Annotated in this window: 21 protein-coding genes; 9 read left to right on the forward strand and 12 right to left on the reverse strand. The window is 36.8% G+C overall.

Annotated elements, in window-relative coordinates; genetic code table 11:
• Window positions 1–302: 302 nt before the first annotated feature.
• Window positions 303–941 (reverse strand): hypothetical protein, encoded by a 639-nt coding sequence (locus DUT69_RS17575; RefSeq protein ID WP_113654590.1) that lies wholly within the window; start codon window positions 939–941, stop codon window positions 303–305.
• A 235-nt stretch (window positions 942–1176) separates the two neighbouring features.
• On the opposite strand from DUT69_RS17575, the gene DUT69_RS17580 reads away from it, so the two are divergent.
• A complete protein-coding gene (locus tag DUT69_RS17580) occupies window positions 1177–2028 on the forward strand; it encodes a glycoside hydrolase family 25 protein (RefSeq protein WP_113654591.1) in 852 nt (283 codons plus the stop codon).
• Window positions 2029–2074: 46 nt separating this feature from the next.
• On the opposite strand, the gene DUT69_RS17585 is transcribed toward DUT69_RS17580, so the two are convergent.
• Both DUT69_RS17585 and DUT69_RS17590 read right to left on the reverse strand, forming a co-directional pair.
• Window positions 2075–2656 (reverse strand): GIN domain-containing protein, encoded by a 582-nt coding sequence (locus DUT69_RS17585; protein ID WP_113654592.1) that lies wholly within the window; start codon window positions 2654–2656, stop codon window positions 2075–2077.
• Window positions 2657–2847: 191 nt separating this feature from the next.
• Window positions 2848–3945: a mandelate racemase/muconate lactonizing enzyme family protein gene (locus tag DUT69_RS17590; RefSeq protein WP_113654593.1), complete on the reverse strand. Its 1098-nt coding sequence runs from the start codon at window positions 3943–3945 to the stop codon at window positions 2848–2850.
• Between the two features lie 155 nt (window positions 3946–4100).
• Between DUT69_RS17590 and DUT69_RS17595 the strand changes: the two genes are divergently transcribed.
• The gene (locus DUT69_RS17595) at window positions 4101–6110 is read left to right on the forward strand and encodes a thioredoxin domain-containing protein (RefSeq protein WP_113654594.1); all 2010 of its coding nucleotides are present in this window, start codon (window positions 4101–4103) and stop codon (window positions 6108–6110) included.
• A 9-nt stretch (window positions 6111–6119) separates the two neighbouring features.
• Window positions 6120–6626 carry an FKBP-type peptidyl-prolyl cis-trans isomerase gene (locus DUT69_RS17600; protein WP_113654595.1) on the forward strand — a complete coding sequence of 169 codons (507 nt, stop codon included), beginning with the start codon at window positions 6120–6122 and terminating at the stop codon, window positions 6624–6626.
• Window positions 6627–6962: 336 nt separating this feature from the next.
• On the opposite strand, the gene DUT69_RS17605 is transcribed toward DUT69_RS17600, so the two are convergent.
• The 5 genes from DUT69_RS17605 to DUT69_RS17625 form a co-directional block, all read right to left on the reverse strand.
• On the reverse strand, window positions 6963–7388 hold the full coding sequence (locus tag DUT69_RS17605; protein WP_205314301.1) for a Fur family transcriptional regulator: 426 nt from the start codon (window positions 7386–7388) through the stop codon (window positions 6963–6965).
• Window positions 7388–7831 carry a hypothetical protein gene (locus DUT69_RS17610; RefSeq protein WP_113654596.1) on the reverse strand — a complete coding sequence of 148 codons (444 nt, stop codon included), beginning with the start codon at window positions 7829–7831 and terminating at the stop codon, window positions 7388–7390. The genes DUT69_RS17605 and DUT69_RS17610 overlap by 1 nt, the downstream gene beginning before the upstream one ends.
• 27 nt (window positions 7832–7858) lie before the next feature.
• The gene (locus tag DUT69_RS17615; protein ID WP_113654597.1) at window positions 7859–9106 is read right to left on the reverse strand and encodes an ABC transporter permease; all 1248 of its coding nucleotides are present in this window, start codon (window positions 9104–9106) and stop codon (window positions 7859–7861) included.
• Window positions 9103–9732: an ABC transporter ATP-binding protein gene (locus tag DUT69_RS17620; protein ID WP_113654598.1), complete on the reverse strand. Its 630-nt coding sequence runs from the start codon at window positions 9730–9732 to the stop codon at window positions 9103–9105. Before DUT69_RS17620 ends, DUT69_RS17615 begins: the two co-directional genes overlap by 4 nt.
• Before the next feature lie 212 nt (window positions 9733–9944).
• Complete coding sequence (locus tag DUT69_RS17625; RefSeq protein ID WP_113654599.1) at window positions 9945–10349, reverse strand: MerC domain-containing protein; 405 nt, start codon at window positions 10347–10349, stop codon at window positions 9945–9947.
• Between the two features lie 150 nt (window positions 10350–10499).
• On the opposite strand from DUT69_RS17625, the gene DUT69_RS17630 reads away from it, so the two are divergent.
• Window positions 10500–10754, forward strand: a complete 255-nt coding sequence (locus tag DUT69_RS17630; protein ID WP_113654600.1) for a hypothetical protein — start codon at window positions 10500–10502, stop codon at window positions 10752–10754.
• 31 nt (window positions 10755–10785) lie between these two features.
• Here DUT69_RS17630 and DUT69_RS17635 read toward each other — a convergent pair whose 3' ends face one another.
• Window positions 10786–12408 carry an ABC-F family ATP-binding cassette domain-containing protein gene (locus DUT69_RS17635; RefSeq protein ID WP_113654601.1) on the reverse strand — a complete coding sequence of 541 codons (1623 nt, stop codon included), beginning with the start codon at window positions 12406–12408 and terminating at the stop codon, window positions 10786–10788.
• A gap of 199 nt (window positions 12409–12607) precedes the next feature.
• Window positions 12608–13312, reverse strand: coding sequence for a hypothetical protein (locus DUT69_RS17640; protein WP_113654602.1), 705 nt, complete (start codon window positions 13310–13312; stop codon window positions 12608–12610).
• A gap of 44 nt (window positions 13313–13356) precedes the next feature.
• Here DUT69_RS17640 and DUT69_RS17645 point away from each other — a divergent pair, with 44 nt between their 5' ends.
• From DUT69_RS17645 to DUT69_RS17655, 3 genes are all read left to right on the forward strand, one after another.
• Entirely contained in the window at window positions 13357–13929 is a 573-nt protein-coding gene (locus tag DUT69_RS17645; protein WP_113654603.1) for a hypothetical protein, read from the forward strand.
• Window positions 13930–14004: 75 nt separating this feature from the next.
• Window positions 14005–14580, forward strand: coding sequence for a nitroreductase family protein (locus DUT69_RS17650; protein WP_113654604.1), 576 nt, complete (start codon window positions 14005–14007; stop codon window positions 14578–14580).
• 1 nt (window position 14581) lies between these two features.
• Window positions 14582–15034: a 3-oxoacyl-ACP synthase gene (locus tag DUT69_RS17655; protein ID WP_113654605.1), complete on the forward strand. Its 453-nt coding sequence runs from the start codon at window positions 14582–14584 to the stop codon at window positions 15032–15034.
• On the opposite strand, the gene DUT69_RS17660 is transcribed toward DUT69_RS17655, so the two are convergent.
• Window positions 15027–15902, reverse strand: a complete 876-nt coding sequence (locus DUT69_RS17660; protein WP_113654606.1) for a polysaccharide deacetylase family protein — start codon at window positions 15900–15902, stop codon at window positions 15027–15029. The genes DUT69_RS17655 and DUT69_RS17660 overlap by 8 nt on opposite strands.
• Before the next feature lie 6 nt (window positions 15903–15908).
• Window positions 15909–16787, reverse strand: coding sequence for a polysaccharide deacetylase family protein (locus DUT69_RS17665; protein WP_113654728.1), 879 nt, complete (start codon window positions 16785–16787; stop codon window positions 15909–15911).
• A 222-nt stretch (window positions 16788–17009) separates the two neighbouring features.
• Here DUT69_RS17665 and DUT69_RS17670 point away from each other — a divergent pair, with 222 nt between their 5' ends.
• Together DUT69_RS17670 and DUT69_RS17675 are read left to right on the forward strand one after the other, a co-directional pair.
• Window positions 17010–19517, forward strand: coding sequence for a S9 family peptidase (locus DUT69_RS17670; protein ID WP_113654607.1), 2508 nt, complete (start codon window positions 17010–17012; stop codon window positions 19515–19517).
• 210 nt (window positions 19518–19727) lie between these two features.
• Complete coding sequence (locus DUT69_RS17675) at window positions 19728–21392, forward strand: M28 family metallopeptidase (RefSeq protein WP_240186755.1); 1665 nt, start codon at window positions 19728–19730, stop codon at window positions 21390–21392.
• The last annotated feature ends 48 nt before the right edge of the window (window positions 21393–21440 follow it).

A 21440-nucleotide genomic window follows, 5' to 3' on the forward strand; every position in this document is an offset into this window, starting at 1 on the left:
ATTGATAACCGATTTGAATTTTTGGTAGTCAACAAGTCTTTCATAAAAACTCTTCAATACGCCACAAGATTCAGGAATTGTCAATTTATTATTCTGTCCAAAACCTTGTTTAGCAGTTCCAATATTCTTATTTCGTCTTGTCGGATTGTTCATTTCTGCTGTCTCTGTAAAATTACTGCCAACGTTTCGGGGCTTTGCGATGGTGGGGCAATCGAAGCACAAATCTTCAATTTTGCACAAAAGTTCAATCGAAGAACTGAACTTGAATTTAGCAGTTTCGCCCCACTATTGCAAAACCCTCGTTAGCAGATGGCCTTTTCTGTCTGTCTAATATTGTTATCAAATATTTTTACTATATCGTTTAATTTTACAAATAATTCTTTTGTATCAATTTCCAATTTCGGTCTGTCCCACGTTTCAAATTTTTCTTTGTCGTTGAGCCTTGGCCAAAAGATAAAATCATAGAAGTAATTCCACACTTCTTTTATTAATTCATTGTCAGCAAAAACTTGAAGGTTGGAATTTCTTTCGTCCTGATTAATAAAATCGCCAAATAAGTTCACGAAGTTTGCAAAGCCTTCAACCGTTTCGATGTCCAAATTGCTTTTATCAATTTCTCCTAAGATTTTGGCGATGTCGTAAATACAATATTCTGTAACTTCTAAATCGTTGAAATTCTCAAGCCAAGAATTAAGATTTTCAAATTCGATTAGTTTGTCAACCGAAGATAAAATTGTTGCTTTTAACTTTGTCAGAGATGTAACTGCAAATATTTCCCCATTTTTAAAGGTCAAAAGCCTGTCTGTACTGTTTTCATCTGTATCAGTATACCAAACTAAAAATAAAGAACTTTCAAAACTTTTCGAACAGTACTTGATTATCCAAGTCGAATATTTTTCACTCAAATCGTCAAATGTTTTTATGTCGCGTTGTTCTGTCATAGGCTTTCTGCTAACTTGCGGCTTGGCGCAACCTAGTTGTGTTTAAACGTTTATAAACGAATATACACGTTTGTCTTCCGATTATTAATTAAAATTTAACTATTAAAAATTCGCAGTTCAATAGCCAATCGCAAACTAAAAATTACTTCCATCAAATTTTTACGGTTTCCCATAATTCGTTTATAATTCATCAACTAAAATTATCCAAGCCATAATTTTTTCCCAATTTTGCAAAATGCCTCCACCGAAGAAAAAGCCCGTAGCAAGAAAACCAACCACTCGAAAAACTAAAGCCAAACCAATTGTAAATGGATGGAAAATAGCCTTGGTGGGTTTGTTATTGGTTTTACTTTCTCCATTTTACTACGGCTACATCTTAAAATTTGCATCGGCAACTTGGTTTAGTTTAACACATTGGGGCGAGGATAAAAACTACAGAACCTATAAAAGCTTCGACATAAAAATCCCTAAAAAACATAACATACATGGTATTGATGTTTCCTATTATCAAGGTAAAATCAACTGGCAAAAAGTTAAGGCAATGGAAGAGGATGGGGTTAAAGTTTCTTTTGCATTTATCAAAGCTACCGAAGGCCTTTTGCTGGTTGATCCTTATTTTCAACGAAATTGGCGAGAAGCACCAAAAGTGGGTTTAAAAGTTGGTGCCTATCATTTCTTCCGTCCGCAACGCTCGGGTTTATGGCAGGCTAATTTCTTTTTGCAAACAGCTAAATTTGAAGCTGGCGATTTGCCTCCAGTGGTAGACGTAGAAAGCCTGGATGGTGTTTCGCCAGAAAAAATGCGCACCGAGCTGAACGCTTTTATCATTCGTGTAGAAGAGAAAACCAAGGTTAAACCTATTATTTATTCGGGCTTAAAGTTCTACCAAGATAATCTGCAAGGTTTTTACGATGGATATCCACTTTGGGTGGCGCATTATTATCAGCCTAAGCTAAAGTTAAGCGATAAAGCATGGAAGTTTTGGCAACATTCTGACAAAGCTCGGATTAACGGTATCAATCACGTGGTAGATTTTAACGCATTTAACGGAGATAGTTTGGATTTCGCTGAAATGCTAATCCAATAGAAAAGCCTTCCCGATTTTCGGAAAGGCTAAAATTAAAATGTTTGGTTTATTTCCTTGAAATGTAAACTTCAGAATTCATTTCGGTGCTTTTAGAGTTAAATCTGCTTACTTCAAATTTGCACGATTTATCCATTGAAATTTTGTATTTACCTGTTTTTCCGCTTAACGATAGGTTAGCATTGTTTTTAATATTAGTATATAAATCTTCGGTTTTAGCATTTAAGCCTAGTTTAGCGTTATCTGCCAAAAATACTTGTAGGTATTTTAGCGATAGTGTGTTTTTGCTATTTACTACAGCATCGTCAGCAACTTCTAATCTGTAAATGTCATCTATAAACAGCGTGATTTTAGCATTATCAGTTGAGCTAACAAAAATAGTGTTGCCTAGTTTTTTTACTAGTACGTTTTGGCTTCCTTCGTTGGTATACAAAACATTCGAGTTCCTGTCTTGGCTAATGGTAACTTCTACATTACCTTTTATAATAAGTTTTTTGATGCTAGCGATGTTAACGGAACTCGCAGAAATGGTGTTTTCTGATTTAATAATATCGTTTGCGTAAACTGTTGATAATGATGTTGCTAACGCGATTAAGCCAGTAGCAAAAAGGGTTTTGATTGAAGTTTTCATGATTTCTATAATTTGTTAGGGTTTTGTTATTAAGACGCCCTTACCATGAAAACGTTGCACCACATTTCTAACCTTTATACCAAGGCTTTAGCATTATCGACGAACGCCGATTTAACCTATACCAACACGCTCAAAAAATCAAAAAAACTAACCAACTAACCAACCAACCAACCAACTAACCAACTAAAAAACTAAACGATCCACTTTTCGCAGGTTTTCAGAAACTCTTCATCTGCATCTGCACCAATACCAATGGTATCAGGCACATCCAACAGGTAACCATCGTAGCTTAGTCCGCCAATAACCGGATCTACCAAATGGCCCAATAAACAAGTATCTAAATCGAAAAATTCAACATTCGGGCTGGCCAATGCAAAGTGCAAGTTAGCGGTTAGCGCTATTCTGCTTTCTAGCATGCTTCCAATCATACATTTTATGCCATGTTGTAAGGCTTCTTCGTGTATTTTCTGCGCTTCTAAAATGCCTCCAGATTTGGCAAATTTAATATTTAAGTATTCGCAAGATTGTGTGTTTATCAGTTTTCTGGCATCATGGTGGTTGTAGCAACTCTCATCGGCCATAATTTTAATGGGCGAGTTAAGTGCTAACTCCGGCAATTTATCATCATACCAAGTTCGCATCGGCTGTTCGCAAAACTCTATTTTTTCTTTAACCAGTTCGCCTAGGGCAAATAATGCATCGTCAAAACTCCAACCTTGATTGGCGTCCAAGCGTAAAATCATATCATCGCCTACGGCAGCTCTTATTTGTTTTACCCGTTCTATATCATCGTGTACGTTTTTTCCTAGTTTAATTTTAATAATATTGCAACCATTAGCCCTATATTCTAAAGCCTTTTTAGCCATTCCTTCTGGTGTGTCGATACCTATAGTCATATCGGTTTCTATGGTGCGTTTGTGTCCGCCTAGAAATTGGTAAAGTGGTAAATTCGCATGCTTTGCTGAAATATCAAACAATGCCATGTCAAATGCACTTTTTATGGTAGCGTTATGATCGGCATAAGCCAAAAGGTCTGCCATTCTATCTGGTATCGCTAAGGGATCTTTTCCAACTAATATTTTAGCAAAATCCTTGGCCATCGCTAAACAGGTTTCCTGCGTTTCGCCAACAATCATCGGAAAAGCAGAACACTCGCCCACACCGTGTAAACCGGCGTCAGTATAAATTCTAATTAATACATTTTGTGCAAAGTGCATGGTTCCGGTTGCAATTACAAAAGGCTCCATTGGTATACTAAAGCGATAAATTTCGGTGTGGGTTATTTTCATAATATTGAGTTTAAAGGTTCGGAGGCTGTAAGTTCATCCATCAAAACATTTACACCTAAAAGTATAAAAACAAAACAAAATCCGATAGGTTAATAGATAATATATAATTTTGCAAGACCTTTTGCCTTAAACCTCAAACCTTCTACCTTTATAGTATGCAAGAACCCAATAAACTGATCCACGCTTCGTCTCCGTATTTGTTGCAACATGCCTATAATCCTGTAGAATGGCACGAATGGAATGCCGAAGCATTAGCAAAAGCAAAAGACGAAAACAAGCTTATTTTAGTAAGTATTGGTTATTCTGCCTGCCATTGGTGCCACGTAATGGAGCACGAGAGTTTCGAGAATTTTGAAGTGGCTGAGGTAATGAACAAACATTTTGTTTGCATTAAAGTAGATAGGGAAGAGCGTCCAGACATCGACCAGATTTATATGCTGGCTGTACAATTGATGAACGGAAACGGCGGATGGCCCCTAAATGCCGTTTGTTTGCCAGATCAGCGCCCCATTTATGGTGGTACTTATTTTAGAAAAGACGATTGGATTAATATTTTAGAAAACGTTGCTGGACTTTGGGCAAATGAACCTGCTAAAGCTATTAATTACGCAGAGCGATTAACAGATGGCATACGACAAGCAGAAAAAATCATCGATGTAAACACAGAACTCGAGTTTTCGGAAGATCAGTTAATTGAAATTGTGGAACCTTGGAAACGTCATTTTGATACGGATCAAGGTGGCTACAACAGAGCGCCGAAATTTCCTTTGCCAAATAATTGGAGCTTTTTATTAAGATACAGCTTTTTAAAGGCTGAAGAAGCTACTTTTATGCCTACTTGCACCACGCTCGAAAAAATGAGCATGGGCGGTATTTATGACCAAGTTGGTGGCGGTTTTGCTCGTTACAGCGTAGACGACAAATGGCATGTGCCACATTTCGAGAAAATGCTATATGATAATGCGCAGTTAGTTAGCTTATATGCAGAAGCTTATCAATGCTTAAAATTTAAACCTTTTGTGCAAGTTATTGTAGATACCATAGATTGGATATACCGCGAAATGACGGCCGAAAATGGTTTATTCTATTCGGCTTTAGATGCTGACAGCGAAGGTGTAGAAGGTAAGTTTTACGTTTGGGATAAGATAGAATTTGATAAAGTTGTAGGTGACGATGCAGAGCTTTTAGCCGAATATTTCGATGTAACCGCAGAAGGGAATTGGGAAGAGGAAGAAACAAATATTCTCCGCAGAAACAAAGACGATGTTTATTTTACCGATAAGTATAATATCACAGAAGAAATACTTTACCAAAAAATAGCATTAGCAAAGGCCAAACTACTCGATGCAAGAAGTAATCGTATTCGTCCCGGCTTAGACGATAAATGCCTAACAGCATGGAATGCCATGATGATTAAAGCTTTTATAGATGCATCGCAGGTATTATCATCCGATTTATATTATCAAACTGCAAAAACTGCAACCGAGTTTATTTTAGAAAACATGGTTTCGCCAAATGGGGGTTTATACAGAAACTACAAAAACGGTAAAGCAAGCATTACTGGCTTTTTAGATGATTATGCTTTTATGATAGACGCACTAATTGCGCTTTACCAGGCTGATTTTAATGAAGAATGGTTGCAAGAAGCAAAAGCTTTAGCTAATTATGTTATCGCCAATTTTACAGATCCAGAAAGCGAAATGTTTTTTTATACCGCAACTAATGGCGAAGAATTAATTGCCCGCAAACACGAAGTGATGGATAACGTAATTCCTGCCTCAAACTCGGTTATGGCGCAAAACCTGCAAAAATTAGGGCTGTTTTTTGATGAGGAAAGTTATCGAGAAAAAGCATCAGCTATGCTAAAATCGGTACTACCACGTATTAAAAGCTATGGTTCTGCTTATTCAAATTGGAGTATTCAATTACTAAACGAGGTTTACGGCATTAATGAAATTGCTATAACTGGTAATGAAGCTCAGCATGTTAAATCTGAGCTAAATAACTTCTACATACCTAATAAAATTACATTAGGCGGAACAAAAAGTGACCTGCCTTTGTTAAAAGATAAGCAAAGCGACGAAACAAAAATCTATATTTGCCGCAACAAAACATGTCAGCTACCTGTGGGCACAGTTAGCGAAGCATTAAATTTTATAAATTAAAACAATAGTATGAATATTAATTCGAACACTGTAGTTTCTTTAACTTACGAACTACACACTACTACGCCAGAAGGTCAGCAAGTTTTTGTTGAAAAAGCTACCGAAGAACAACCACTTGTATTTTTGTACGGTGTAGGTATGATGTTACCTAAATTTGAAGAACATTTAACTGGCTTAAAAGCTGGCGACGAATACAGTTTCGAGCTTTCTGCTGCAGACGGTTATGGCGAAATAGATGCTACTGCTCATGTAGATTTGCCTAAAAGCATGTTTACAGAAGCCGGACCAGACTTACCAAACGTTGGCGATGTTATCCCTTTACAAGATAACCAAGGTAACCAATTTCGTGCTGGTGTAACTGGCGTTCACGAAGAACACATTTCAGTTGACTTAAACCACCCAATGGCTGGTAAAAACTTAATTTTCGCCGGCAAAATCCTTACTGTTCGTGAGGCTACTGCTGATGAGTTAAGCCACGGTCACGCTCATGGCGCAGATGGTCATTCGGGTCACTAAGATCCTATAAAAATAATTAAAGCGTCCAATTTGGGCGCTTTTTTTGTTTAGAAAAACTTAGCTGGTAGCTCTTCTGTCAATACAGCCCCGCCAATCGCTTCAATCTTTTGCGAACAAACCTGCGAGGTTTAATAGAGCTTGTGCTACAAAAAGTATTTACGCTGTTGTCGGGTTTATATAACAAAGTAAATGCCCTTTGGCAAAAATGCGCATAGTTTAAAATGATTGTAAAACTTACTACTGTGGGTTCGGGTTACAAATCCGGAATAGCAAGTTGCAAATCCAGAATAGCATTGTCCGGAAAAGCATTAGTAGCGAGTAGTGATTAAAAAATTGTTAGTTTTCTGCGCTGCATTTATCGCAAACCCCGTAGGCAACAAAACTTATAGATTCTGTTTTAAATCCGTTTGGAATAGTTATTTGAGGCACATTAACTGGTAAGCAATAAACTTTGGCACAAATACTGCAATTAAAATGCACATGCTCATCTTGGTGGTGGTGCGAACTACAGTTTGATGAGCAGATGGCGTAATTAGCCGTTCCGTTATGGTCTATAATTCGGTGTAAAATGCCTTTGTCTTCGTAGGCATTTAAAATACGGTATAAGGTAACGCGGTCTATTTCCTTACCTAATTTTTTTTCTAAATCTGGTTGGGAAATAGCCGCATCGTCAGCTCCAATTTCTTCCAAAACACGAACTCGCTGCTTCGTATTTTTAAGCTGGTTTCTTTTTAATATTTCTGTAGGATCGTTAGCCAACATTATATAGCCTTCGCGTTTAGCAAACTAATAGGAGGGTTGTCCATCGCATTTCCAGCACTCAATTTAAGCGTACCTTTAATTTTAACGGTTTGGTAGGTAAATTTTATCGGCTCTGCCAATTCTACCAATACCATAATGGGCACACCATTTTTGCCACAATAAAAACATTGGTTAATTGGAAGTGTGCTTAACATAAACTTGGTTTGTTTCATGCCATCTTTAATTGGCACAATGTATCCTTCTAATTCAAAGGGTTTGTTAGCATGTTTTTTAATATCGTTACCAAAAATGGCATACATTTCTGTGTCCTTAACAGTTTTAAAATCGACACTGCCGATTACATCCCAGTTTTCTGATAAAATCTGGTCGTTCGGATCATGCTGTGCCTTTGCGCTAAAGCCGAAACCAGCAAGTAATAAAAGTATAAAGCTTAATTTTTTCATCGTTATCGTTATTTGTGTGTTATATTTTTAATTCTTGGCTAATATTTTAGAGATGTTAGATCTGTAAGCTCGCAAGGCCGGAATTATAGAAGCAAATATACCAATAGCTAGGCCAGCAAGCAACAAGTACAATTCGCTATTTAAGAAAATCCGTCCGGTAAGCTTAGCTTGGCTACTTTCTTGGTAATGTCCAATTATTTCCATGGCAAAATGTCCTAGCACTAATCCAACTATCGTACCAGCAATGGTTAAAAGTAATCCTTCTAATATTACTATAAAAAACAATTTGGTTCTAGATGCACCTAAGGTTCTCATAATCGCCAAATCATAACTTCTTTCCTTTAACGAATTATAAAGGTTTACAAATACACTAATAGCGGCAATTAGCATAATTAATACAGCAAACCACTGCAATGTGTCTACGCCAACGCCAATTAGCGAGAACAACCTCGTACTCTCCATAGCTGGTGAAGCAGATTGCAGGCTTGTCATTTGGTTTACCATACGTGGAAACATTGCTACAGACATTGGCGAACGATATTGGATCAACAATGCGGTAATTTCCTTACCTTCCAAAGATTCCGCTTCTTCCGCATGTTCATCGTCTGTGTGTACGTGCCCAGGTTCTCCGTGTGCCACAGCTGCTGCTTCATGCTCGCCTTCATCGTGCATTTTCCATATGCTGGCAACATTGGTAAGTATAAGGTTATCGGTAACATTTTGTTGAGGCGCTAAAATACCTACCACCTTGTATGCATGGTGATCGTGTACATCTTTAACTTCTGTTAACCCATGCGCACCAAAAAAGGTATCGCCAACTTTTAGATTTTGCTCTTTAGCTACAGTTGCACCAATAGTTGCCTCAAAATTTGCGCTCCAAAATTTTCCACTTTGTGTTTTTAAACCATAAAGACTTACAAAATTGCTATCTGTACCCACAATTCGTACGCCATTATAATTGTCGCCTAACGCTAAAGGTGTGGCACGTTTAACAAACGGACTTCTAGAAAGCTCGTTTGCTTCTTTCAATGGAATATTCCCGGTAGGAAAATCGATGTAGTAAATGCTGCTTAAAATTAACTGTAACGGACTTCCTTTTGCACCTACAACTAAATCAATATCTTTCGAGTTGTTGTTTAGTTTTTCTTCAATTTGCGTAGATGCTAAAAGTAAAATTGTTAAAATGCCCGTTCCGAATGCGATAAGCATAATATTTAACCAAGCAGATAATGGTTTAGACCACAAACTTTTCCAACTTATTTTTAATGGGCTCATGCTAAACTATAGGTATTTGTAAATGCGTCTTTAACTCTTTTGTCGTGTGTAGCAACTACCAAAGTTGCGTTGTTTAGTGCAGATTGTTGCATTAGCAATGCTAAAACGGCTTCTGCATTTTTGTCGTCTAAACTAGAGGTAGGTTCGTCGGCAATTAACAAAGCAGGCTTGTTAATTACTGCTCTGGCAATAGAAACCCTTTGCAGCTGACCTTGGCTTAACTCGTTAGGGTAAGCATTTTTCTTGCTTAAAATATCTAAAGACTCTAAAACTTCATCAATGCGTTTTTTATCCTCTGGAAGTTTAGCAAAACTTTGTGCCAACAAGAGGTTTTCAGTTATGGTTAAACTTTTGATTAAATGCGGTCTTTGAAAAATTATTCCAATTTTACGACCTCTAAATTGGTCGAGTTCTTTTGAAGATAAGTTATAAATTGAAGTGCTGTCGATATTTACTTCGCCTTGCGCAGGTTTTAAAATGCCTGTTAGTATATGTAACAAAGTAGTTTTACCGCTTCCAGATTCGCCTAGAAGCAACCATTGCTCGCCGTCTTTAATGTCCCAATCTTTAAAGCTTAGCTGTTGTTGGCCATTATAGTTATGTTTTACAGATTTTATAGCAATCATTTTTTAATTCTGCTTTTTAAATAGTTTATGTAAATTTCTTTAGCATTAAGTTCTTGGTGCTTATGGTCACAACCATTGTTTAATGTGCATATAGCCAAAACTGCACACAGCAATCCTAATTTTTTTACCATTTCAATCGTTTTACAAATTTAAGATATGCAATTGTATTGCATTAATTATCGTGTAAAGTATTTGCTACCACTAGCTAATTTCTAAGCTTTTTCAGCATTAGTAGGGTGCGAGTGGTTGCATTTCTTCATTAATTTCCAATTTACGAAATGGCTAAACGCAATGGTAAAACCGCCCAAAGGGATTAAAATAAATTCTATTTCATGGAATAGAAAATGTCCAGAAAAAATAAAAGCAAAACCTGTTGCTAAAAGCGTAATTGGTAGAACATTTTTGTGCTTGGGATAGGATTTGAATAGGGAGTAACATCCCAAAATCAACGAAATAAATATCATTACTATTTCTACCCAGCTATTGGCCAGAAATTCTAAGCCAATTAATGGTAGCAATGTAAGCACAAATGGAAGCGCTGCGCAGTGGATAGCGCAAGAAATTGAGGCAAGCATTCCGAGTTGGTCTGCATTAAAACGACGAGTTAAAGTTTTCATGTTACAAATATAAATGCAATTATGTTGCATTTAAAAATTTATTTGTTATTTTTGAGTCATCGTTATTTTTAATTAAAGCATTTGCAACAGTTTTTCATCAGGCTGTTGCAGTGCTTTTTTTTGTCTATATTCGTTTATAAATAATGACATATGGAAATTAAGTTTCTTTTTTTAATGTTTTTCGCGATTTTATTAATTGGTTATTATTTGTACACGTTGTATAAAACACTGCAGTACAAACGGAAGTACGATAAATCCGCAGATGCGCAGGATTTGTATTTGCGAACACAATCATTTCATCTCTTGTTTTTTGGCAAACTTTTTAAGAGTGATGAAAAATCAAAATACAAGATTTTGAAGAACGAAGGAGAAAAAGATGAACATAAAAAAAGCCTTGATTCGTAAAAATCAAGGCTTTTTTCTTTTTGGTTGTTACCTATTTATACATTTCTGCTCTTAGTTTGGCCACATCTTCATTATTAATGTAGTCATCGTAAGTCATCATTCTATCAATACTTCCTTTTGGCGTAATTTCTATAATTCTTGTAGCTACAGATTCTGTTAAAGCATGATCTCGAGAAGTAAATAACATTGTTCCTCTAAAATCCTTCATGCCGTTGTTTAAAGCCGTAATAGATTCCAAATCCAAGTGGTTGGTAGGTTCGTCGAACATTAAAAAGTTAGCATGTTGTAACATCATTCTTGAGAACATACAACGCATTTTTTCACCTCCAGAAAGGACTTTTACATTCTTTAAAACTTCTTCGCCAGAAAACAACATTCTGCCTAAAAAGCTACGCACAAATTGCTCGTCGGCATCAGTACCAGAATATTCGCGTAACCAATCTACCAAGTTCTCGTCTTTACCAGCAAAATATTCGGTGTTATCATTTGGGATGTCAGCAGGGCTAATGGTTACACCGAATTTAAATTCGCCTGTAAAATCTTTATCTCTTCCAGTAAGTACGTCGTAAAATGCTGCGGTTGCTAAACTGTTTTGCGAGAGAATAGCAATTTTGTCGCCTTTGTTGACCATAAAGTCAACATCTTTAAATAAAACTTCGCCATTAGCGGTTTTACTCAATTTTTCTACCTGTAAAATCTGGTCGCCAGCTTCTCTGCCTAAGTTGTTAAACAAAATAGCCGGGTATTTACGGCTAGATGCCTTAATTTCGGTGATATCTATTTTATCTAAAGCTTTTTTACGTGAAGTTGCCTGTTTAGATTTAGAAGCATTTGCACTAAAACGTCTAATAAATTCTTGTAGTTCCTTAACTTTTTCTTCTGTCTTTTTATTTTGGTCGCTACGCTGTTTTAATGCCAATTGGCTACTCTCGTACCAGAATGTATAATTACCGGTATAAATATTCATTTTGCTAAAATCGATATCCACGATGTGCGTACAAACCGCATCTAAAAAGTGCCTGTCATGACTAACTACCAAAACCGTAGCTTGGTAATCTGCTAAAAAGTTCTCTAGCCAAGCAATCGTATCAATGTCCAAATCGTTGGTAGGCTCATCTAATAGTAAAATATCCGGATTACCGAACAAAGCTTGCGCTAATAAAACACGAACCTTTTGGTTACCGTCTAATTCCTTTAGCTGTTTGTAATGATGCTCTTCTTTGATGCCTAAATTACTTAACAAAGTAGCCGCATTGCTTTCCATATTCCATCCATCTTTCTCCGCAAAAAGATTTTCCAATTCGCCAGCACGCTCGCCGTCTTTATCACTAAAATCTTCCTTTAAATAAATAGCGTCTTTCTCGATCATAATGTCGTACAATTCCTTGTGTCCCATCATAACGGTTTCAATAGCTGTATTTTCGTCAAATTCGTAGTGGTTTTGTTTTAACACGGCCATACGTTCGCCCGGTGTAAAAGCCACCGAGCCAGATGTTTGGCTTACCTCGCCACTTAAAATTTTAAGAAAAGTAGATTTACCTGCGCCATTGGCACCTATTACACCATAGCAGTTGCCAGAAGTAAATTTTAGGTTAACGTCTTCGAAAAGAGTACGTTTGCCATAACGAAGGGAAAGATTAGAAACTGAAATCATATTATTTGTAATAAGGCGCAAAGGTACGGAAAAAGGTTGAGGGTAGAAAGAATATGCCAGAAAGTATGATGATCGATTAATGTGAAAGAAAATTGATTTCGTTTAATAACAACTTAAAGTTGAATGGAGATAGCAGCAAAACAATCAGGCATAAAAAAAGGGCGATTAAACCGCCCTTTCTCTAAGTTTTGAGTATTTCTTAGTAGTTCCAAACGAAACGTTGTTTTTCTGTACCGTTGTTAGTAAACACAATTTTAGTTGCAACCTTAAATTCTGCTTCTACATCTTTTCCGTCGTAAGTAGATGGGATCCAATCTATTTTAAAATCCATATCTTTTTCCTTTAACTGATAACTATACCAATTATTTTTATGTTGATAAGTGATTATGTATGATACATCGGTTTTAGATTTAACTTTTGCAATAATGTTGATGTCTATTGGCGAATTATAAACTACAATTTCTTTTGGGAATTGAGCTTTCGCTGCTTCTCCTAATAATGATGAATATTGGTCTATTGAGCAGATAGGTAAAACTACCGATCCATTTTTTGCAGCGTCTGGGTTTTTATCAGTTATTGAAATTTCGGCTTTTTTTAAAGCTACTGTGTCTAAGGCGATCAGTTTATTTAAATCATAATTGTACCTTAAAAAGGTAGAGCCATCGCTGTTAAAAGCATACCAATTACCTGCCCTGGTGTTTTCTTTGTAAGTTCCTCTCAGCCAAATTTTTCTGTTTGTGTTTTCAACGAAGTAAGCGCCATCAAGCTTTTTATCGTCATTTACATTGTATGTTAATCGAGAATTGTCAACTAAGATTTTGGTTTTTTGTACCGGTTTTACATCGCTAAAAACAGATGCGAAAAAAGCACTTGTAATTAACATCGGTAATGCGAAAGCTTTCATAAGAATTTATATTTTTAAGTTCTCTTAAAGGTAAGAATTAAAAAATGCAGTCGCAAATAAATTTTATAGCTCAATTTGAGTTGGTTAGATTATTTGAAAAGCCGTTAACAAAAAAAGAAATAACAGATTTTGCCTTAATGGCAAAAGATGGGAGGATAGATGTAGCTGATCTGTTAACGCTCAATTTTCATCAAAATGAACAAGTTGCCTTTCGCTCATCTTGGATTTTGGAGAACGTTTTCCTTAGCTATCCATCATTATTTACACCTTACGCATTTATTTTTCTAGAAAAATTCTCTTTACAGAAAAACCTTTCTTGTTGTAGGAATTATGGCAAAATTTTAGCCTTAATGACAAAGAAAAACGCCTCGAAAGAACTAAAAGAAATTATTCAAAATATAGATACCAAACCATTGGTTGAGACAGTTTTTACTTGGTTAATTGATGAAGGAATGCCAGTTGCAGTTAAATCGCATTGTTTAAATATTTTAGCAAATCTAACCGCAAAACACAGTTGGATAAAAGATGAGCTGTTAGAAACGATGGATTTTTTGGTGGATAAGGAAAGCATCGCATTTTATGCTAAAGTTAAGCAGATAAGAACGCAATTAAAATAAAGATACCCGTGCTATACAAAAGCAATAAAATAATTTAAGATTTAAAACCCATGTAAAATCATTTACTTTTGGTTTATGAACAATGATTTCGAAGTTTTAAAAAAACTAATCCAAAATCGCCGAAGTGTATTTCCGGCCGATTATATTGCAAAGGAAATAGAAGAAGATTTAATTGAACAAATATTAGAAAGTGCCAATTATGCGCCTACACATAAATTGACTCAGCCTTGGCGTTTTACAGTTTTAACAGGCAAAGCAAAATCTAAATTGGGCGTAGCATTAGGAGAAATTTATAAAGCAACTGTTCCTGCAGAAAAATTCCTTCAAAAAAAGTTCGATAGTTTTGCGCAGAAAACAGATCAGGCAGCTTGTATACTTGCAATAAACATTAAGTTTTCGGGAAAATTGCCAGATTGGGAGGAGATTGCAGCGACAGCCTGTGCAGTTCAGAATATGGCACTAACTGCCGAAGCCTTAAGTATTGGCGCTTATTGGAGTTCGCCACCTTTAATTAGTGGCTTAGGAGAATTTTTAGGTTTGAAGGAAGATGAGAAATGCTACGGTTTATTTTATATGGGCTACCATAATAACGAAGCTGGCACTGCTAACAGAACACCGATGAGTGAGAAAGTAACTTGGATGAGAGATTAATATGGAAGGCACAAAATTAGCTTTGTACGAACTTTGTTTAGCCTTTGTAGCTCAACGGATAACGACCGCGAAAACTGCCTTGCAGCAAGCTAGGGAAGCAAGTAATGATGATACGAAAAGTAGCGCTGGCGATAAATACGAAACTAGCCGTGAGATGGCGCAACAAGACATTGATCGTAACAAAAGGTTATTGATGGATGCTGAAGAAAATCAGCATATGTTAACTTTGATAAAAGATTTACCCGCAAACGAAATAGCAAGAAATGGCAGTTTGGTTTATACCGATAATGGAAATTTCTATTTAAGTATAAGTGCTGGTTTACTTAATTTAAAAGGCGAAACTTTTTTTGCGGTTTCTGCGGTTTCGCCGATAGGTAAAATGTTTTTAGGAAAAAAGGCAGGTGAAAACTTCGATTTTAACGGAAAAAAGTATCAGCTAAAAGAAGTTATTTAGCTGATACAGGTTTCTTATTAAAACTTTTATTAATACTGTTGTAAAGGTTTTTAGCAGTGTAAGTCCCTGGGTCTATAATTCTTCTTATGGTGAACAATGGATAATTCTCATCCCTTTGGGTAGATAGGATAAAAGCCGCTTTAAAGCCGTAGTCTTTTAACTTATGCAACGTAGAGGATTTCGAAACGCCGTAAGGATAGGCGAAGTACTCGATTTTTTTGCCAGTTATATCTTCTAGCTTTTTGTTAGGTTCCTCTATTTGTGTTTTCCAATCTTCAGCCGTAAAATCAGCAAAATTTTTATGGTCGTAGGTATGGCTGGCTATTGTATTACCTTCATCGCTTAGCTGTTTTATCTGCGCCTTGTTCATGTACGCGATTCTTCCTTTCTTGCCAATTGCAACCGTCATTATAAAGTACACACCTTTAAAACCGTATTTTTTTAAAGTTGGTGCCGCTATGGTAAACTGATCTAAATCTGTGTCATCAAACGTAAACATGATTGGTTTTTCCGGCAACTTTTTGTCAAATACCAAATAATCATAAAGCTGATCAGGCAGTATAGAATTGTAACCACTATCGGCCAGCATTTTTACGTGGCTCTCAAACCTGTCTGGTGCAATAATATCATCGTGTGCTCGCTTACCATCTGTAGGCAACCAATTTCTTATTTGATGATAACAAAGCACCGGAACTTCTTTCTTGGCCAGAATTTCTTGAGCAGAAGCCGGTTTTATGTTACTTCTATCTTTTACAGTTGTTGTATCGACGTTAGCGGAGGTAGTTTTACTATTGTTTTCTTGCGGATTAGAATGGCAAGAAAACAATAATAATGCAGGTGCTAAAGCTAATAAAAGGTTAACTCGCATTAGTTTTTAAAAACTTTTAACAATGTTGTTATGTAAAGTTTTAGGGCTCCAAAATCCACTAGCAATAATTCGTCTAACACACATTAACGGGTCGTTTTCATCACGCTTGTCAGCTAAGGCAAATGCCATTTTAAAACCTCTTTTCTTTAACTCAGGGAAGCCTTCCTTATTCCATAAACCAAACGGATAAGCGAAATATTCGATTTTTTTGCCCGTAATTTCTTCTAATTTTTTTGTAGGCTTATCTAATTGCTCTTCCCAATCTTTACCTGTGTATTTTTTAAAATTTTTATGGTCGTACGTATGGCTACCAATAGAATTGCCTTCATCCGCAAGCTCTTTAATTTGTTCAGCGCTCATGTAATTAACAAATTTGCCTTTTTTCCCAATTGAAACCGTCATGATAAAATAAGCAGCTTTATAGCCATATTTTTTTAGCGTTGGATTTACTACAGTATATTGGTCTAAAACAGTATCATCAAAAGTAAGCATGATAGGTTTTGCTGGCAAAGGTTTACCTTCATTCAAGTAAGCGTATAATTGATTTGGTAAAATGGTGTTGTAACCACTATCGGCCAACATTTTAATTTGATCTTTAAAGTTCTGAATTTCTACCGTATAATCTTTACCCATTTGCCCATCTGTAGCACGCCAGTTGCGTACTTGGTGGTAACATAAAATAGGCACTTGTTTGCGAGCTAAAATCGTTTTAGCATCCGCAACTTTTACACCGTTAATGTCAATGTTTTTTGCAGTGCTCTCAGGAGCTGTTTTTTCTTTTGTAGTGCTATCGCCCGCGTTTTGCTTATCGTTGGCCGCATTACATTGGCATCCGCTTACCAGAATTGTAGCAGCTGCAATTATTGTTAGAAAATTAATCTTCATAGGTTTTTGTTTTCCTTGTAGTTGATAAGAGAAATTGTTTATTTCTGAACGCAAAACTATAAAATTGACATGTATTTACTATCGAAAACTTTAAGCTGTTGATAAAAAAACGATTAATTGGTTTTAAAATCTTTAACAGGGTGAATTCCTATCTTTTTTATTACAAATAAATAGCTAGTTTTTAAATAATTTAGGCATTTATTAAACAATCAACTCACATCAATGAAGAAACTCTACTCATTGTTAGCTTTTGCATCGGTTTTATGTGCTACCGATGCCCTAGCGCAAACAAAAACCATTTCGCTTACAGAAACCACACAAGTAGGAGAGAAAGCTAATTACCAAGCAGCTGCAAGGTTTTCGCCAAGTAAATTGCGTAAAATTATTTATTCGACGGCGGTAGATCCGCATTGGTTAAAGCAAAGCAACAGGTTTTGGTACCAATATGAAACCCCAAACGGCAAACAATGGTACATTGTAGAGCCTGCATCTAAAACCAAAAAGGTTTTATTTGACAATGCTAAAATGGCTTCTGAAATAACTTTAATAGTTCGCGATCCGTTTGATGCACAGCATTTGCCGATTGAAAATTTAAAATTTTCTAAGGATGAAAAAAGCATCAGCTTCGAGATAAAAAGTACTATCGAAGAGCTTAAAAAAGATAGAAAAGATAAAAAAGCTGCAGATTCTATGCAGAAGAAAATTTTCTTTTTTAACTACGATTTGGCCAATAGCAAACTTACAGAGGTTAAAAACTACGAGAAGCCAAAAGCTAAGCCAAGTTGGGGTTCTGTAGCGCCAGATTCGTCGGCAGTTATTTTCTCTCGCAATTATAACCTGTATTGGATGGATAAAGCCAATTATCTAAAGGCGGTGAAAAATGAAGAGGATAGCACAATTGTAGAGCATCAGTTAACAAAAGATGGTGTTAAGTTTTACTCTTTTGGTAGCGACGGCGATGGCGAAGATAATGAGCTAAATATCAAAAACAACAAAAAGAGAAGAGGTGCTTACGTACTTTGGTCGCCTGACAGTAAACATTTTGTGTTGGATAGAACCGACTCTAGAAAGGTTAAGGATTTTTGGGTAATTAACAGTATTGCCGCTGGCCGCCCAACATTAGAAACTTACAAATACCAAATGCCAGGTGAAAAAGAATCGCCTGTAGACGAGTTTGTACTTTTTAATTTTGCAGCTAAAACTTATAAAACTATAAACACTACAGCTTTTAAAGATCAAAGCATATCTACCTGGAGTAAACCAGCTTTAAATAAGGATAGAGATAATGAGTTTAGACCGTCGATTTGGTTAGGCGATAACAATAAATTCTATTTTTCTCGTAACAGTAGAGATTTAAAACGAATTGATATTTGCACAATAGACATACAAACCGGTGCGGTAAAACAATTGATAGATGAGCGTTTTAATACCTATGTAGAAGTTCAACGCCCAGGTTTAGTTAACGGTGGTGCAGAAATGATCCATTGGAGCGAACGTGATGGTTGGGGCCATTTCTATCTTTTTGATGCTAATGGAAAGTTGAAAAACCAAATTACAAAAGGTGCTTTCCACTGCGAATCTATTGTTAATGTTGATGAAAAAAACAGGGTTTTATACTTTACAGCTAACGGAAAAGAGGACAAGGAAGATCCGTACTTTATGCACTTGTACCGTATAAACTTTGATGGTTCTGGCTTAAAGTTGCTGAACAGCGGAGATTTTGATCACGCAGTAAACATGAATGACGAAGCAAAATTCTTTGTTGATAATTATTCGAGAGTAAACACGGTGCCAAAATCGTTCTTATTAGATAACAATGGCCTGAAAGTAATGGAGTTGGAAACTGCAGATTTGTCTTTACTGATGGAGACGGGCTACAAATTTCCAGAACCATTTAAAGTTAAGGCAGATGATGGCATAACCGATATTTACGGAGTGATGTACAAGCCATTCGATTTTGATCCGAAGAAAAAATACCCAATTATAGAGTATGTTTATCCTGGTCCGCAAACGGAGGCAGTTAATAAAGCTTTCGGTAGGGCAATGGATAGAATGGATCGTTTGGCGCAGTTAGGTTATGTGGTAATTACAGTAGGTAACAGAGGTGGTCACCCGGCTCGTTCTAAATGGTACCACACTTATGGTTACGGAAATCTGAGAGATTACGGTTTGGCCGATAAGAAAGCCGCTGTAGAGCAGTTGGCGGATAGATATTCTTTTATCGACGCGAATAGAGTTGGTATTACTGGCCACTCTGGTGGTGGTTTTATGTCTACCGCTGCATTGTTGGTTTACCCAGATTTCTTTAAAGTTGCAGTTTCTGCAGCGGGTAACCACGATAATAGCATCTACAACCGTTGGTGGAGCGAAAAGCACCACGGTGTTAAAGAAATTGTGTCGGCCAAAGGCGATACAACTTTTAAATATTCTATTGATAAAAACCCAGATTTAGCGAAAAACCTTAAAGGACATTTGATGCTTATGCACGGTGACATGGATAATAACGTAAATCCTGCAAACTCAATTCGTGTTGCAAACGCCTTGATAAAAGCCGGCAAACGTTTTGAATATGTGGTAGTTCCGGGTCAGCGACATGGTTTTGGCGATATGACGGAATATATGTTCTGGAAATTAGCCGATCATTTCAACAATTATTTATTGGGCGATTTCTCGAAATCTTCTGAAGTAAATATTGTGGAGATGGATAGAGATATTGAACGAAAGCAATAGCGCTAATAATTTACGAACGTAAAAGGCTCTGCAGGTTTTCTTGCAGAGCCTTTTGTGTAATAAACCTGAGCGCAGTGTAAAGCCCGGATCCCGATTTTATATCGGGAGAGGACTTGTAACGTAGCGCAGGACTAACATTTATAGTAACGCTGGTTTTGCTTTTCAAAAAATGAATATATTTAGGTTTTTAATTTAAACACTTAACGAGCTATGATATTGAACAAAAAACATTTATTAATGCTTGCTATTGGGGCGGTTGGCTTTGCTTCTTGCCAATCGGAGCAAGGCGGCGCTAATTTAACGCCAGATTCTGTAGCCTTAAAAGCGGTAAACGATACTGCTTTAGCGAAACATATCGGAGTATTGGCATCGGATGATTTTGAAGGCAGAAAACCTTTTACTACTGGGGAAACGAAGACCATTAACTATTTAAAGACCGAATTTGAGAAAATTGGCTTGAAACCGGGCAACGGCGATAGTTATTTCCAAGAAGTTCCGATGGTGGATATCAAATCTACACCGAGTGATTTGAGCATTAAAACAGCCGATGGAAAGGCCGTGAGTTTGAAATATTTGGATGATTTTGTTGGCGCAAGTAGGCATGTTACCGAAGCCGTTAAAGTAGAAAATTCTGAGATGGTTTTTGCTGGCTATGGCATTGTTGCACCAGAATATAAATGGAATGATTACGAAGGTTTGGATGTTAAAGGAAAAACGGTAGTAGTTATGGTAAACGATCCTGGTTTTTCTGACTCGACTTTGTTTAAAGGTAAAACGATGACTTACTATGGGCGTTGGACTTACAAATTTGAAGAAGCCGCTAGACAAGGCGCAACCGGAGTAATAATTATCCACGAAGATAAAGCGGCAAGTTACCCTTGGGCGGTGGTAAGGAGCGGTTGGTCTAAATCTAAATTATATTTAGAAGCGGCGGATGCTAACAAATCGAGAGCTATTATGGAAGGATGGATTACACAAAATGTTGCCCAATCTTTATTTAAAATGGCTGGTAAATCTGCCGATTTGATGAAACAGGCTGGTAAGCCAGGATTTAAGCCCGTTGCTTTAGGTTTGAGTGTTTCTACCACTATTAACAACGTGATCAAAAAATCTACTTCAAACAACGTTGTTGCCGTATTGCCGGGTACTAAAAGAGCTGATGAATATGTGATTTACTCGGGTCACTGGGATCATTTAGGAAAAGGCGAGGCTATTAATGGCGATTCTATTTACAATGGCGCTGTAGATAATGCAACAGGTACGGCTGCTTTGTTGGTTTTAGCCGATGCTTTTAAGAAAGCGAAAGTACAACCAGAGCGTTCTATCATGTTTATAGCTTTAACGGGCGAGGAGCAAGGTTTGTTGGGGTCTGAATATTATGGCGCACATCCTTTAGTGCCGGTAAATAAAACAGTAGCAGTAATTAATATGGATGCGATGCAAGCATTTGGTAAAACTAAAGATATTATAGCAGTTGGCTTTGGTCAGTCGGAGCTGGAAGATTATTTAACAGATGCAGCTAAAAAACAAGGTAGGATAGTTACGAAAGATACAAATCCATCGGCTGGGTTTTATTTCCGTTCAGATCATTTTAATTTTGCGAAAGTTGGTATTCCGGCTTTGTATACCGAAACTGGAGATGACCATGTAGAAAAAGGAGTGGCTTACGGAAAGGCGCAAAAAGAAGATTATACCAAAAACCGTTATCACGCACCTGCGGATAATTTTGAACCTGCCAAATGGGATTTCTCTGGCATGGTAGAAGATTTGAGATTGCTTTTTGATGTAGGTTACCGCATTAGTAACGAAACTACTTTTCCAGGTTGGAAAAATGGTTCGGAGTTTAAAGCGATTAGAGAAAAGAGTATGAAATAGGTTTTTAATTAAACTACCAAAGGTGGTAACTCTGTTGAATTACCACCT

The sequence above is a fragment of the Pedobacter namyangjuensis genome, from assembly GCF_003313325.1.
Taxonomy (GTDB): Bacteria; Bacteroidota; Bacteroidia; order Sphingobacteriales; family Sphingobacteriaceae; genus Pedobacter; species Pedobacter namyangjuensis.

Bases quoted from the DNA above. Each gene is read 5' to 3' on its own strand.
- DUT69_RS17630 (WP_113654600.1), top strand. From the start codon at position 10,500: ATGGAAATTAAGTTTCTTTTTTTAATGTTTTTCGCGATTTTATTAATT.
- DUT69_RS17615 (WP_113654597.1), bottom strand. From the start codon at position 9,106: ATGAGCCCATTAAAAATAAGTTGGAAAAGTTTGTGGTCTAAACCATTA.
- DUT69_RS17575 (WP_113654590.1), bottom strand. From the start codon at position 941: ATGACAGAACAACGCGACATAAAAACATTTGACGATTTGAGTGAAAAA.
- DUT69_RS17605 (WP_205314301.1), bottom strand. From the start codon at position 7,388: ATGTTGGCTAACGATCCTACAGAAATATTAAAAAGAAACCAGCTTAAA.
- DUT69_RS17590 (WP_113654593.1), bottom strand. From the start codon at position 3,945: ATGAAAATAACCCACACCGAAATTTATCGCTTTAGTATACCAATGGAG.
- DUT69_RS17655 (WP_113654605.1), top strand. From the start codon at position 14,582: ATGGAAGGCACAAAATTAGCTTTGTACGAACTTTGTTTAGCCTTTGTA.
- DUT69_RS17665 (WP_113654728.1), bottom strand. From the start codon at position 16,787: ATGAAGATTAATTTTCTAACAATAATTGCAGCTGCTACAATTCTGGTA.
- DUT69_RS17585 (WP_113654592.1), bottom strand. From the start codon at position 2,656: ATGAAAACTTCAATCAAAACCCTTTTTGCTACTGGCTTAATCGCGTTA.
- DUT69_RS17635 (WP_113654601.1), bottom strand. From the start codon at position 12,408: ATGATTTCAGTTTCTAATCTTTCCCTTCGTTATGGCAAACGTACTCTT.
- DUT69_RS17610 (WP_113654596.1), bottom strand. From the start codon at position 7,831: ATGAAAAAATTAAGCTTTATACTTTTATTACTTGCTGGTTTCGGCTTT.
- DUT69_RS17650 (WP_113654604.1), top strand. From the start codon at position 14,005: ATGAACAATGATTTCGAAGTTTTAAAAAAACTAATCCAAAATCGCCGA.
- DUT69_RS17580 (WP_113654591.1), top strand. From the start codon at position 1,177: ATGCCTCCACCGAAGAAAAAGCCCGTAGCAAGAAAACCAACCACTCGA.
- DUT69_RS17660 (WP_113654606.1), bottom strand. From the start codon at position 15,902: ATGCGAGTTAACCTTTTATTAGCTTTAGCACCTGCATTATTATTGTTT.
- DUT69_RS17675 (WP_240186755.1), top strand. From the start codon at position 19,728: ATGATATTGAACAAAAAACATTTATTAATGCTTGCTATTGGGGCGGTT.
- DUT69_RS17620 (WP_113654598.1), bottom strand. From the start codon at position 9,732: ATGATTGCTATAAAATCTGTAAAACATAACTATAATGGCCAACAACAG.
- DUT69_RS17645 (WP_113654603.1), top strand. From the start codon at position 13,357: ATGCAGTCGCAAATAAATTTTATAGCTCAATTTGAGTTGGTTAGATTA.
- DUT69_RS17670 (WP_113654607.1), top strand. From the start codon at position 17,010: ATGAAGAAACTCTACTCATTGTTAGCTTTTGCATCGGTTTTATGTGCT.
- DUT69_RS17625 (WP_113654599.1), bottom strand. From the start codon at position 10,349: ATGAAAACTTTAACTCGTCGTTTTAATGCAGACCAACTCGGAATGCTT.
- DUT69_RS17595 (WP_113654594.1), top strand. From the start codon at position 4,101: ATGCAAGAACCCAATAAACTGATCCACGCTTCGTCTCCGTATTTGTTG.
- DUT69_RS17640 (WP_113654602.1), bottom strand. From the start codon at position 13,312: ATGAAAGCTTTCGCATTACCGATGTTAATTACAAGTGCTTTTTTCGCA.
- DUT69_RS17600 (WP_113654595.1), top strand. From the start codon at position 6,120: ATGAATATTAATTCGAACACTGTAGTTTCTTTAACTTACGAACTACAC.